This window comes from Nocardia sp. NPDC051750 (assembly GCF_044453135.1).
Taxonomy (GTDB): Bacteria; Actinomycetota; Actinomycetes; order Mycobacteriales; family Mycobacteriaceae; genus Nocardia.
In genome coordinates, this window is sequence record NZ_JBITCK010000002.1 from 735,860 (window position 1) to 748,072 (window position 12,213).

14 protein-coding genes are annotated in these 12,213 nt (G+C 65.5%); 9 read left to right on the forward strand and 5 right to left on the reverse strand.

Annotated elements, in window-relative coordinates; genetic code table 11:
• Nucleotides 1–38 precede the first annotated feature (38 nt).
• On the forward strand, nucleotides 39–956 hold the full coding sequence (locus tag ACIA75_RS10770) for an SDR family NAD(P)-dependent oxidoreductase (RefSeq protein WP_397102348.1): 918 nt from the start codon (nucleotides 39–41) through the stop codon (nucleotides 954–956).
• 201 nt (nucleotides 957–1,157) lie between these two features.
• Here the strand turns inward: ACIA75_RS10770 and ACIA75_RS10775 are convergent, their stop codons facing one another.
• Nucleotides 1,158–1,757: a TetR/AcrR family transcriptional regulator gene (locus tag ACIA75_RS10775; RefSeq protein WP_397102350.1), complete on the reverse strand. Its 600-nt coding sequence runs from the start codon at nucleotides 1,755–1,757 to the stop codon at nucleotides 1,158–1,160.
• Between the two features lie 98 nt (nucleotides 1,758–1,855).
• On the opposite strand from ACIA75_RS10775, the gene ACIA75_RS10780 reads away from it, so the two are divergent.
• Nucleotides 1,856–2,602 carry an SDR family NAD(P)-dependent oxidoreductase gene (locus tag ACIA75_RS10780; protein ID WP_397102352.1) on the forward strand — a complete coding sequence of 249 codons (747 nt, stop codon included), beginning with the start codon at nucleotides 1,856–1,858 and terminating at the stop codon, nucleotides 2,600–2,602.
• A gap of 26 nt (nucleotides 2,603–2,628) precedes the next feature.
• Here the strand turns inward: ACIA75_RS10780 and ACIA75_RS10785 are convergent, their stop codons facing one another.
• On the reverse strand, nucleotides 2,629–3,834 hold the full coding sequence (locus ACIA75_RS10785) for a serine hydrolase domain-containing protein (protein WP_397102354.1): 1,206 nt from the start codon (nucleotides 3,832–3,834) through the stop codon (nucleotides 2,629–2,631).
• A gap of 181 nt (nucleotides 3,835–4,015) precedes the next feature.
• A complete protein-coding gene (locus ACIA75_RS10790; RefSeq protein ID WP_397102356.1) occupies nucleotides 4,016–4,774 on the reverse strand; it encodes a helix-turn-helix transcriptional regulator in 759 nt (252 codons plus the stop codon).
• 182 nt (nucleotides 4,775–4,956) lie between these two features.
• On the opposite strand from ACIA75_RS10790, the gene ACIA75_RS10795 reads away from it, so the two are divergent.
• Complete coding sequence (locus tag ACIA75_RS10795) at nucleotides 4,957–5,262, forward strand: hypothetical protein (RefSeq protein ID WP_397102358.1); 306 nt, start codon at nucleotides 4,957–4,959, stop codon at nucleotides 5,260–5,262.
• Complete coding sequence (locus ACIA75_RS10800) at nucleotides 5,259–5,393, forward strand: hypothetical protein (protein ID WP_397102360.1); 135 nt, start codon at nucleotides 5,259–5,261, stop codon at nucleotides 5,391–5,393. The genes ACIA75_RS10795 and ACIA75_RS10800 overlap by 4 nt, the downstream gene beginning before the upstream one ends.
• Nucleotides 5,394–5,419: 26 nt before the next feature.
• Here the strand turns inward: ACIA75_RS10800 and ACIA75_RS10805 are convergent, their stop codons facing one another.
• Together ACIA75_RS10805 and ACIA75_RS10810 are read right to left on the reverse strand one after the other, a co-directional pair.
• Entirely contained in the window at nucleotides 5,420–6,205 is a 786-nt protein-coding gene (locus ACIA75_RS10805; protein ID WP_397102362.1) for a glycerophosphodiester phosphodiesterase, read from the reverse strand.
• 138 nt (nucleotides 6,206–6,343) lie between these two features.
• Nucleotides 6,344–7,642, reverse strand: a complete 1,299-nt coding sequence (locus ACIA75_RS10810) for an NtaA/DmoA family FMN-dependent monooxygenase (RefSeq protein ID WP_397102364.1) — start codon at nucleotides 7,640–7,642, stop codon at nucleotides 6,344–6,346.
• Between the two features lie 186 nt (nucleotides 7,643–7,828).
• Here ACIA75_RS10810 and ACIA75_RS10815 point away from each other — a divergent pair, with 186 nt between their 5' ends.
• From ACIA75_RS10815 to ACIA75_RS10835, 5 genes are all read left to right on the forward strand, one after another.
• Nucleotides 7,829–8,923 carry a hypothetical protein gene (locus ACIA75_RS10815; protein ID WP_397102366.1) on the forward strand — a complete coding sequence of 365 codons (1,095 nt, stop codon included), beginning with the start codon at nucleotides 7,829–7,831 and terminating at the stop codon, nucleotides 8,921–8,923.
• A gap of 138 nt (nucleotides 8,924–9,061) precedes the next feature.
• Complete coding sequence (locus tag ACIA75_RS10820) at nucleotides 9,062–9,916, forward strand: SAM-dependent methyltransferase (RefSeq protein WP_397102368.1); 855 nt, start codon at nucleotides 9,062–9,064, stop codon at nucleotides 9,914–9,916.
• Between the two features lie 104 nt (nucleotides 9,917–10,020).
• Nucleotides 10,021–10,503 (forward strand): hypothetical protein, encoded by a 483-nt coding sequence (locus ACIA75_RS10825; protein WP_397102370.1) that lies wholly within the window; start codon nucleotides 10,021–10,023, stop codon nucleotides 10,501–10,503.
• A 15-nt stretch (nucleotides 10,504–10,518) separates the two neighbouring features.
• Nucleotides 10,519–11,256 (forward strand): ABC transporter ATP-binding protein, encoded by a 738-nt coding sequence (locus tag ACIA75_RS10830; protein WP_397102373.1) that lies wholly within the window; start codon nucleotides 10,519–10,521, stop codon nucleotides 11,254–11,256.
• A complete protein-coding gene (locus ACIA75_RS10835; protein WP_397102375.1) occupies nucleotides 11,253–12,092 on the forward strand; it encodes an ABC transporter permease in 840 nt (279 codons plus the stop codon). Before ACIA75_RS10830 ends, ACIA75_RS10835 begins: the two co-directional genes overlap by 4 nt.
• The last annotated feature ends 121 nt before the right edge of the window (nucleotides 12,093–12,213 follow it).

Genomic DNA, 12,213 nt, shown 5'->3' on the forward strand with positions numbered 1-12,213 from the left:
CAACGGCGGTGCAAGGGGCCGGTGTGACCATCGGAGTCATGAGTTGGAAGAGCTGCGGCGGGGCTGAGGGGAAGACGTTTCTGATCACCGGCGCCAGTGCGGGCATCGGGTATTTCGCTGCCGAGCAGCTTGCGGCTCGCGGGGCCACCGTCATACTGGGGTGTCGCGATGTCGCCAAGGCGGGCGTCGCGACTCGAGCGATCCGGTCGCGAGTTCCGGACGCCCGGTTGCGATCGGTGCGGGTGGATCTGGCTGATCTGTCCTCGCTACCCGCGGCGGTGGATGCACTCGGCGTCGACCGATTGGATGCGGTGGTACTCAATGCCGGAATCCTGCTGTCCGGCGCCGAGCGGTCCGTGAGCCCGCAGGGATACGAGCTGATGTTCGCCACGAACTATCTCGGACACTTCGCGCTGGTCGCCCATCTGGCGCCGGTGCCGGCGGCCACCGCGAACAGTCGGGTGATCACGGTGGGTAGCTACGCGGCGCGGACGGAGCGGCTGGACCGCACCGATCTGCAGTCCGAGCGCGACTATCGGTCCAAGCGCACCTACGGCCGTTCGAAGCTGGCCCAGATGTCGTTCGGATTCGAACTCGATCGTCGTCTGCGTGCCCGCGGCGCCGATACTGACAGTGTGGTCGTCCATCCCGGCGGTGCCCTGGACTCGCTGACCCCGCCGCGCCCGCCCCTGTTCGCGCGCACTACCGCCCAACGTCTGCGTGGTCTGCCGGTGGGTCCGGTGCTGCACGGCAAACACGCAGGTGCCGAGCCGATTACGCGAGCCGCGCTGGACAAGGAGATCGCCGGGGGGCAGCTCTGGGGTCCGAGAGTGTTGGGTCTTCGTGGAAAGCCACATCGGGAGACGCCGCATCCGCATATGATCGACCGCTCCGTCGCTGCCGAACTGTGGACCGCGACAACGGCTCTCACTGGATTCGACCCGCTCGGCCGCTAGCGCGGTACGTCGGCAGCCCGGCGCCGTTCGGCCCTCCGGTGCTCGGGCGGTAGTGCCTCGACTGCGGCCCGGACTTCGTTTTGTGCACGCTCGGCCTGTCCAAGCGCGCAAGTCAGACGGCCACGATGGCACCCGGGCCCGGACAGCGCGGTGGTCGAGCGTCCGACCGGTAATACGAGCGGTCCGTCTGGAGCTGTCGGTTCAGTTGCCGGAGTGGTCCGGCAGGAGTTGAGCCGCGAGTGATCGTGCCGTGGCGGTGAGTGTGGCCGTGTCCAATCCGGTGCGGCCCATGAAGACGATCCCTTGTTGTGCGGCCAGGACGGCCCGTGCCAGCGCGATCGGGTCCAGTTCGGCCGGCAGGTCGCCTTCGCGCTGGGCGCGGGCGACGCAGTCGCCGATCAGTGCGGTGGACGTCTCGTAGGTGCGGTGGGCGTGGGCGAGGACTTCCGGATCGGCGTTACCGAGTTCGCAGGTGCTGTTGGCCATCAGGCAGCCACGCTGCGTGTCCGCGCCGGCTGCGTCGCCGATCGGTGCCTCGAGGAGCAGGCGTAGTGCGTCCACGGCCCGTGGAGTCTCGGCGAGGGCTTTCCGGAGCTGGTCGTGGCTGTCGTCGGTGTAGCTGTGCAGCGCCCGGAGGAAGAGTTGACGCTTGTCGCCGAACGCTGCGTAGAGGCTGCCTTTGCCCAGCCCGCTGACCCGCATCAGGTCTTCCAGTGAAGTTGCGGCGTAACCGGCGTCCCAGAACTGCTCCCGGACGGCGTTGAGCACCTGTTTCTCGTCGAACGCTCGCGGACGTGCCATGCGAACCAGAATACGGATTCTTGACCGTTCGGTCCACCATCCTTATTGTGGACTGCACGGTCAAGAATTCCGGTTGAATCTAGGGAAGTGGGAAGCACATGGGAAAGCTGGACAACAAGGTCGCGATCGTGACCGGCGGATCGCGGGGGATAGGGGCGGCGTCGGCGCTGGCGCTGGCCGACGAAGGGGCCGATGTTGCGATCAGCTACTCGTCCTCGGCGGAACAGGCCGAGGCCGTGGTCGCCGAGCTGGAGGCAAAGGGAGTGCGCGCGGCGGCTTTCCGGGCCGACCAGGCGGATGCGGCGCAGGCGGCGGGCCTGATTCAGAGCGTGGTTCAGCATTTCGGAAAGCTGGACATTCTGGTCAACAATGCCGGCGTCACGGCCGCCGGCCCGATCGACAGCGATCTTGTCGACGAGTCCGCCTTGGAGCGCCAGCTCGCCATCAACTACACCAGTGTGGTGGCCGCGATCCGGGCGGCGTTCCCGCTGTTGCCCGACGGCGGGCGGATCGTGAGTATCAGCTCGGGTGTGGGAACGCGGGTGGGATTTCCCGGGATGACCGACTACGCGGGCACCAAGTCGGCCCTGGAGGGCTACAGCCGGGGCGCAGCACGCGATCTGGCCCACCGGGGGATCACGGTCAACGTCATTCAGTCCGGGTTCGTCGACACCGACATGAATCCCGCCGACAGCCCGGCCGCAGCCATGTTCCTGCCGACAACGGCGATGGGGCGGTACGGCAAGCCGGAGGAGATCGCCGCAGGCGTTGTCTTCCTCGCCAGTCCGCAGGCTTCCTATGTCACCGGCGCAGTGTTGAGGATCGACGGCGGATACGGCGCATAGCGGATCACGCAGCAGACGGCGGGTGGCTACTGCGCCGGGCACATCGCGGTCCGGTAGAACGCCGCGAGTGCGTCGTCGATCGGGTGCGGCTGCGGTCGCCCGGTGGCGTCCGGCCCGTTCGGGCGCGCCAGGTTCACCGCGACCGACATCTGGCGCCGGCCGTCGGCCGAGTGCAGCGACATCGTCGAGGCTCCGAAAACCGAACCGTCGTGGCCCCAGAGCGTGTCGCAGCCCGGCAATTGCACCTTGTGCAAGCCGAGGCCGTACTCGATCGGCTGCCCGTCCAGCGCGATCACCGGAACCGTCTGCCGCATCTGCTCCAGTGTCGCCCGGTCGACGATCGCACCGGCGAACAGCTTGCGGTAGAAGGTGTTCACGTCGGCCATGGTCGAGACCAGGCCGGCGCCGGGGCCGAGCCAGGAATTGTCGTAGGTGCTGTAGTCACGCGGCGGATCGATGAAGCCGTACAGCGCCTCGTACATCCGCGAATGGGGCCCCTCGAGTTCCGGCCGGTCCGGGAAGTGGGTGTGCTCGAGTCCCGCCCGCGCGATCACCTGTTCGGTGACGTACTGCTCGAACGGCGTACCGGTCGTGTGCCGCACCAGTTCGCCCAGAATGCGGTAATTGGTATTGGAATACACGCCCGGTAGCGTGCCCGGCTCGCCGGCGGGCGCGTTCACGCCCAGGGCGATCAACTCCGCCGGTTCGAACTTCCGGAACCGGTTGTCGTCCAGGCTTTGCGCCGAGACCTCGCCGCCGGTGAACAGCCCCGCGAGCGACGGAAACGCGTATGGCAGATAGTCGGGCAAGCCGCTGGTGTGGTTGATCAGCATTCGCACCGTGATCTTCCGGCCGCGCTCGCCCGGTACCAGATGCGGCAGATACTCGCCGATCGGCGCGTCGAGATCGATCCGGCCCTGCTCGACCTGCTGCATGACCGCGACCGCGGTGAAGGTCTTGGTGACGCTGCCGATGCGGTGCCGCATATCCGGTGTGACCGGCCGCCCGGAGGTCAGGTCGGCGACCCCGGACGCGTGGCTCCACACCTGATCGCCCGCGCGCACCTCTGCGAAAACGCCTGGTACCCCGGCATGTTCGATCGCAGTCAGTCCGGCGCGCAGGCGCTCGGTGTCCAACCCATCGGCGGACTCGGTCTTGGCAGAGGATGCCGTCGTGCACGCGCCGAGACTCAGCGCGGCGGCCGGCACGATTGTTATGGGTCGGATCTTCACGTCGTTCGTCCTCTCGAATCAGCGTCGAACGCAATAACCTTCGCGCTGTCGAGGGACGATGCGCTTCTGCCGAACGGCTGCTGCGAGTACGAAAACAGTCGTAGACGGTCGGTGAGCCGGCTACGCCGACCGTCGTATGCGAAGGCCGACACTGATCGAGGTCGCATGCCGCAGACCAGGCTCAGGTATCCAGTTCGGGTTGCTTGTTGTAGGCGTCGATCGTTGCTTTCGAGGTCGAAGGGTTCTGCAAGACCAATTCCCACGGTCCGGTGTTCACTTCGAAATTCTTCCCGAACCCGACCCATTTCCCGGCCATCCGGGTACCGGTCAGCTCGATCAGCAGTTGGATCGAACCGTGGTAGCGGGCGCCGCGGTAGTAGCCGCCCGGAGCGGTGCGTTCGCTCCATGTCCCGGTCGTCACGTGGCCGTCCACGGTCAGGTCCATCTCCAAGGATGACGGGGATGATCCGGGCAGGCTGCGAACCGTCAACCGATCGTCGTGTTGCAGGATCACGACGTAGTGGGCGGCCGTGAACGTCGCGTCCCGGCCGCTGGAGTAGTACTCGTACCGCGACAGCCACACGCCGGAGTACGAGCCCGGGAGCCGGGAATGGGTTGCGCCGCCCGGCATTGTGCGCTGCTCCCGGTCGATATCGCTGATGGTGGATTCCACGTCTTGGCTACCGTCCGGTCCGGATAGGCTGCGACCGGCCATAACCGCACCGAACCCGAGTGTCTCGATCGGCAGGCCCATGACTTTTTCCAGCGCGCGGGCATGCGAGGGTCGCGGATTGAGGGTTCGACCCGCTTCCCAGCGCTGGACGAGTCGCTTTGTGGCGCTTACGCATCCAGCCTCACGCAGTGCCCGTGCGAGATCGTCTTGGCTCATCAGCCGGGCGTTGCGGGCCGCACGCAGGGCTGTGTTCGGTGTCGTAGCCATACACGAAGAGTAGACGTTGGACGCCTTAATGTCGCCTTGAATATGTACGGATTGACGCCTTCTCGGTCGTCGTATCGCGAGAGGCGGGACAGCCAAGGTGGACGTAGCCCTGCCGCCGGGTCGACCCGGATTGCCCCGGCGGCGGGTGCGTGCCAATTCGACACAGGGACAGGGGACACCCGATGCGCTACCGGCCGACCGCACTCGGATATGTGGATCTGGATGTCAGTACGTATTTGGCCTGGGACCGAGAGCGGGTCCAGCGGTTGGCGCGTCATCTCGGTTACGAGGTGATCTGGCCCGACCTATCTTCGGTGCTTCCGCTGTTCGATCAGGTCCGCGCTGCCGACGTGGACGCGGTGGTCCTGCCCGGTCCACACCATCTCGGACCGATCGAACTGAACCGGATTATGGACATCGCCGATGTGGAGACGGTACTGCCCCGCTTGTCCTTCGCGCGATGGTCACTGGTGAGGGATGGGCAGTGATCGTGCTGGGGTATGTCGTTGCGATCGGTCTACCGTCGGTGGTGCTGGTATGGGCGCTGGCGTGGCCGGTACCGGAAGCCCACCAGACCCCCGACAGGCGAGAAGAGCAGGCCGGCCACGAAGAGCTCTGATTTCGAACCTTCATGGAGGTTCGAAATCAGCGCAGGATGTCCAGTAGCAGTTCTGGCAGGTTGGTGAGTATGCCTGTCACGCCGATGTCGACGAGTCGCCGAAGATCGTGTTCGGGGGTGTCTGCGCTGATATCGCCGTAGAGAGTGTCTGCGCAGGTCCATACCGGCACTCCGCGCGCGATAATGCTTTCGACGAGCTGAGTGCCGGTGTTGTGGTCGGTCAGCAGCCAGGCCGGCCAGAGACGGACGAGGTTTACCCCGGCGTCGATGAACGCCGCGATATCCGATGGGACCGGCGGGAGATCGATTCGTCCTGGCACGAGCGCCAAGGTGCGCAGGCGCGAATCGAACCGCTGGAATTCGTGCAGGTCGTTGACCGTGCGCGGACCGAGGATCACTGTGTCCGCGGCATCGAAATGATCGGTCAGCTCGATGATTTCCTGCTTGGCTTCGGGGGGACAGTCTTTGATGTCGAGCAGCAGCTGCATCCGATGTCCCTGCAGCACCTCGAGTACTTCACGGTAGGTCGGTACCCGTTCTGCGCTGAAGGCCGAACCGGCGAGCGAGCCCGCGTCGAGCGCCTTGATCTCGGGCAATGTCAGGTCGGCGACTCGGCCGTGGCCGTTGGTGGTGCGATCCACCGTGTCGTCGTGCATCACGACGAGGTGCCCGTCGGCAGTGACTCGGAGGTCGATCTCGATTGCGTCGACGTCGAGTGCGATCGCGCCGTGGAAGGCTGCCAGTGTGTTCTCCGGGAGGCCGGGCGCGAGTCCTCGGTGCGCGACGACGGTTACTCCGGTCGATGTAGGCACTCGCCGAGTCTGACATTTGTCGCCCGGTGCTGCCCGGGATTCCTGCGGATGGGTCCGGCCACAGACACGCTACGACGCCTGGCCGGCCCGCCTTCCCCACGAACGCCTGGTTCCGAGACCACGGAAAGGGTAACGGGTTCAGAACCGTTGGCGTAGGGGGAGGTCGGTGGGGGTGCTGGGGTAGATGCCGCAGTCGATGAGGCGGGGGACGACCTCGTCGATGAATTCTCGGATGGCTGTCGATCCTGTGGAGAACATCAGGTTGAAACCGCCGACGTTGCCGTCTTCGTGCCAGGTGGCGAAATCGTCGACGAGGTCGTCGTAGGTGCCTATGAATTTGCGGTGGGTCGCGCCGCCTCGGCCGACCGCTTGGGCGACGACATCGCGCACGGTGATGCCCGGGTGTTCCTGGGCCCAGTTGTAGAGGCCGACGTAGTTGCCGAAAGTGCTCTTGATGGTCTGCTCGACGTCTTCCGGGCGCGGTAGCAGGTGGGTGGGGAATGGGTCGTCGATATCGCCGAGTGGTACTTCGATGCCGAACTGTCCCAGTGCGGCCGGTGCGAGGGGTGCCCAGTCGACGTAGCTGTCGAGTTCCCGCAGTTTCTCCTCGGCCTCTTCGGTAGTGCGGCCGAGGTAGGGGATGAGTCCGGGTATGGCAGGGACGGTGCCAGGCGGCCGGCCTTCTTCGATGAGGGCCTTGTCGAGCGTTTGGCGGTAGGCGGCGGCGCTCGCGCGGGTGGAGGAGTTGGTGAACACCATCTCGGCGTGTTTGGCGGCGACCTTGATGCCGGGCCCCGAGCCGCCGGCTTGCGCGATGAGCGGGCGCTGCTGCCGGCTGGGCGCGATGTTGAGTGGGCCGGAGACCTCGAACAGGGGGCCCTGGTGGTTGATCGGTTCGGCATGGAAGCGGGTGCGGCCCTCGGGATCGCGCCGCAGGGATCGGTTGTCCCACAATGCTCGCAGGACCTGGAGGAACTCGTCGGCGCGGTGATAGCGCGCTTCGCGTGAGAGGTGTTCCTGCAGGCTGTAGTTCTGGGCGAAGCGATCGATCACCGAGGTGACCGCGTTGTATCCGGCGCGGCCGTCGGAGACCTGGTCGAGCGAGGCGAGCAGCCGGGCCAGGTTGTAGGGGTCGTAGAACGTGGTCGACGCGGTCGCGATCAGGCCGACATGCCGGGTGTGCTGTGAGATCGCGGTCAGTGCGGTGATGGGCTCCGCCGGTCCACCGTCGAAGGCCGGAGAGCCCTGCATGCCGGGAATGTCGCCGACGAACAGGGCGGTGAACAGGCCCTCGTCGCCGAATTTTCCGTATTCGAGCAGACGCTCGAATGTGCTGCGCTCGGGAACGCCGTGGGCTTGTTCGTATTTGTAGGCGCCCTGGTGCAGGTTGAGGTCGTTGGCCACCAGGTTCAGATGGAGATAACGTCGCTCCGCCATCGGGAGGCTCCTGTCGTAGAACTTGCTCCGAGGGTAGGCGCACTCTCGTGGTAGCGGGCCGGAGTGTGGCGGAACGGGCCGACCGGCCGACCGGCTCCGGGGCCGGAACCGTGGGGAATGCGCACGTCTCGGGGACGGTCGATATGGGAGACTGACGCTGTGCAGTCCCAGCGTAGGATTCACTTCGTGGGCAGCTTGCCCACGCAGTTGGACAGTCCCGAGAAGGCAATGGCGTTCGCCGTCGATACCGCCGGTGAATTCCTGGACGGCATGGTTCCGGGTGGTGAAGCGGATCCATATCGCGCCCAGTGGTATGTCAGACCCATTATCGACCGGCTCGGCAAGTTGCCGGTGCTGGCGCCTGTGCGCCGTGGTGATTGGTCGACGCTGCGTTCCCGCGACACCTTTCGGCTTCGGGCCGGCCGTTCGCTGCGCGAAGCCGATATCGATGCCGCGCTGGGCTATGCGGAGGAGGCCGGTCGTGCGATGGACGCGTTGGCCGATATGCGCCGAACCCATCCCGGGCTGCGTTTGCAGGTAGGTATACCGACGCCCTTTGTCATCGGCTTCATCGCCTTCGAGGCGCGGATGCTCAGGTGGCGTCGAGACTCGACCGGCCACCGTGACTCAAGGTTCCCCTATTACCACCCGGTTGCCGATGCCACCGTCAGGGAGATCGGCCGTATCCATCAGGCGTTGCGAGACAACGCTGTATTCCAACTCGAACTGCCGGCGGAGACGCTCCTGTGCGCAGCGACACCGCCGGGCCTGCGGCAAGGCCCGGCCGCAGTGGCGGGTCGAGCGATCGCACGCCTCGTCGCGCAGGCACCTCGTGATTCCCGCTTCGGTGTGCACTTGTGCTACGGGAGCCTCGACGGCAAGCCGGCCGTTGCGCCGAGATCGACAGCCCCGGTCGTCGCGCTGGCCAACGCGATAGCGCGATACTGGCCCACGGGGAGGCATCTCGATTTCGTCCATCTCCCCATCGGTGACGGCAGAGAGGCGCCGGTTCGGCCGCGGTATTACGCGCCCCTGGCCCGCCTCGAATTGCCTGCCACTACACGTGTTATCGCCGGGCTGGCGCATCCGACACAGCCGCTCGCCCGAGCACGACAGGGGCTGGCGGCGGCGGAGGCCGCCTACGGCGGCCTGTTGGACGTCGCGGCCCCATGCGGTCTGGGTCGCTATCCGACCGTCGACCGGGCGCGGTCCGCGGTAGCACACGCAGTTGCCTTGGCTGACACAGATCCGAGCCCGACCAGCGCCGGCAGTGGGGAGTAATTGCTGGCAGACCTGTCGTGGAATGGTGGTTGGTGTTGTGTCGGAGCTGGTTCGCGGCTGTCTCGGATAGGCGGGCCGGACGGGGTAGCGGCTTATCGGGCAACGCCGACTTCCACCCGTCCGGCGGACAGATTGCTGGTGGAGCACCCATTCGAGGCACCGATCGACTATCGTTACGCCGTGGTCGAAGGAACTGAAGGGCCTGCGTCGGAAGGCAACCGAACGCCGCAACCGTTCAACCCTGGTCAACTGAACTCGGCCCGGGTGTACGACTATCTGCTGGGTGGCAAGGACAATCGTTTGATCGACCGCGATCTGGCTGATCAAATGCTCTCTCAGGCACCCGAGATCAAGACGTTGGCCTGGTTCAGCCGGAGTTTCGCGCTCAAAGCGGTCGAGATGGCCGCGGAAGCCGGGATCCGTCAATTCCTCGATCTCGGCTCGGGTATCCCGAATTCGCCCAGCGTGCATGAGGTGGCTCGGGAGACCGAGCCGTCAGCGGCGGTGGTGTATGTCGACTACGACCCGGTCGTGCACGCCCACTGCGACGCGCTGCTGGCCGGACCGTCCGGCGTCACAGCACTGCTGGGCGACGTGCGTCGTCCGCACGACATCCTCGATCAGCTGAAGAGCCAGACCCTGATCAATTTCGACGAGCCAGTGGCTATCACGCTCATCGGTGTGCTGCATTACGTGATGGACGACGAAAACCCCGCCGAGATCATCGCCGCCTTCCGCGATCAGTTGGCACCGGGCAGTTACCTGGCGATCACTCATGGCTCCGTTGATTCCGCCCCGGAGATACTCGAGGTGCTCGCCGGCACAAAAGAAACTTCGGCCCAGGTCGACTTTCGGTCCACCGCACAGACGGAGGCATTCTTGGCCGGCTTCGAGCTGCTCGAACCCGGTGTAGTGCCGGTACAGCAGTGGCTCCGCCCCGGCTTGCCGGACACTCGGATGGTCATGCTCGGTGCGATCGGCCGCAAACCCTGAGTATCCGAATGAACAGGAGTAGTCTCGAACACGCTACTTTGTTGGCCGCCTGCATATTCGAGCGTGCATCAGCTACTGTCCTGGTTGATCAGAGGATGAAAAAGATGAAGATCCGCAAAAGTGTCGCTGGTGTGGTGTCGACCATCGCAACGGTCGCCGCGGTCTTGACCGGAGCCTCGGTTGGCAGCGCCCCTGTCGCTTCCGCCGCACCCGGCGAGTTCCTCATCACCCGAGAGGTCCCCACCCTCGCCGACCTCGATGCCCAGGTCGCGTTCCTGATCGAAACACCTGCCTCCGACGAGGCCAAGGCCGCCAATATGGAAGGCGGCATGAGGGCGGTCGTGGTTGCACGCACCCTCTACAACATCGGCTGGTACCGAGCTCCGCGCGGGTCGAATGAGATCACCGGTCCCGAAACCCACGACGGCAACGTGCACACCGCTATGCTGCGCAGCAAGTCAGCGGGACAGCCGGACCTGGTTGCGCGCGTGGTCTGGAAGCGTATCGATGGTGTCTGGAAGCTGTCCAACAGCTCCGTGTGTGAGGGTGTCAAGGCCGTGGGGCTGGCGATGGCCTGCGATTTCTGACCGGCTGCGAGCACCGTGATCGACATCCGTGACCTCACCCTGAGCTATCCAGGCGTCACCGTACTCGACGTCCCCGAACTGACCGTGGCCGATGGGGCGCTCACCTACCTGATCGGTCTCAACGGCACCGGCAAGACCACGCTGCTGCGGTGTATCTGTGGCGTCATCGCGCCTGCCGCCGGCACGGTCCGGGTCGACGGCATCCGTGTCCGAGCCCATCACACCCCACCGGCAACTCTCGGAATGCATCTCAACTACCGAGCTTTCGACCCACGTCACACCGCCCGCCGGCATCTACGCTGGATTGCCCGCGCCCGTGGACTACCCGTCGGCCGGGTCGGCGAAGTCCTCGAGATCGTCGACCTCGTCCGGGTCGCCGATCGCCGGCTGGGGCACTATTCGCTCGGCATGCTCCAACGTGTCGGCATCGCCGCCGCGTTGCTGTCGGAACCGCGAACCCTGCTGCTCGACGAACCTCTCAACGGCCTCGATATCGCGGGCATCCGCTGGATACGTGAACTGCTGCGCCGGCTCGCCGATGCCGGGACCTGTGTCCTGGTCGCTACGCACCTACTCGATGAGGTCGAACGCAACGCCGACCATATCGTCATCCTCGGAGACCGCCGCATTCTGGCCGACCAACCGTTCACCCACGTCATGGACAACCTGGGGCCTGGCGAGACCAGCCTGGAAGACGCCTACCTGCGAATCGCCGGCCTGCCTACCGACGTAACGTCCGGCGTGGCCTCGTGAACGGCCCCGGTCCGGCGACCCTGATCCGCCGCGGCGTCGCCGCCGAATGGACCCGCACCACCGGACGTAGCTTCCTGTGGACCGCCGCGGTCCCCCTCACCTTTGCGCTGCCGCTGGTCGTCACCTTCGCAATCGCGGCCGTCGCAGAACGACTCGCTGACCTCCCCGGACAGAGTTACGTGGCCACGGTCTCCACCACCAACTCCGTGTACTGGGTGATCACGTTGTCCGTGTCGGTCATGATGGTCACCACCGCCTACGCCCATGCCACCCAATGGCGCGGCCAGACAAGCGATCTCAACGCCTTCCTGTTTCCCCGGTCCTGGACGGCCGCGTTGGCTCGGTGGATCTACTACGGCGCCATCACGGCGATATCGACAGTTTTTCTGCTCGTCGTCGTCATGGTCACGCTGCCACACCAGTTCCCCCAAATCTATGGGGCTGTGGATATCACCGACTCCGCCGGTATCCGGTTCCTCTGGACCGTCCCGAGCTACGCGTTCGCCGCGTGCGGTATGGGAGTCGCGGTCGGGTCGTTGATCCGCTCTCCGTCCGCCGCCGTCGCCGTCCTCCTGTTCTGGGTTTATGTGGCCGAAAACTCCATCAATCTGCTACCTCATGGGTACACCTTGCAGGCCTACGCCCCGTTCCTCAATGCCGTCGCTGCCACCGGCCAGGAAGTCGCCTTCCTCCCTCGTTTCGGCCGCACCGGATCTCTGCTCTACTTCGTCCTCGTCGCTGTCACCCTCTTCGTCACCGCGGCGGTCCTACCGATTCTCATTCGCCGGATGTCCGGATATCGCCGGGCGACGCCCGCCGAATCGGGCACAACCTGAACTGAGCCTCCAGAAGCCCGCTGGCCACGGCCTCGGTTGTTCAGCCGAGGATCGCGTAGCGTGGTGCGGAACGAGCCTGCCGATGGCTCCGACGTACGGACCTCCGCCGAGGGGTCGTCGC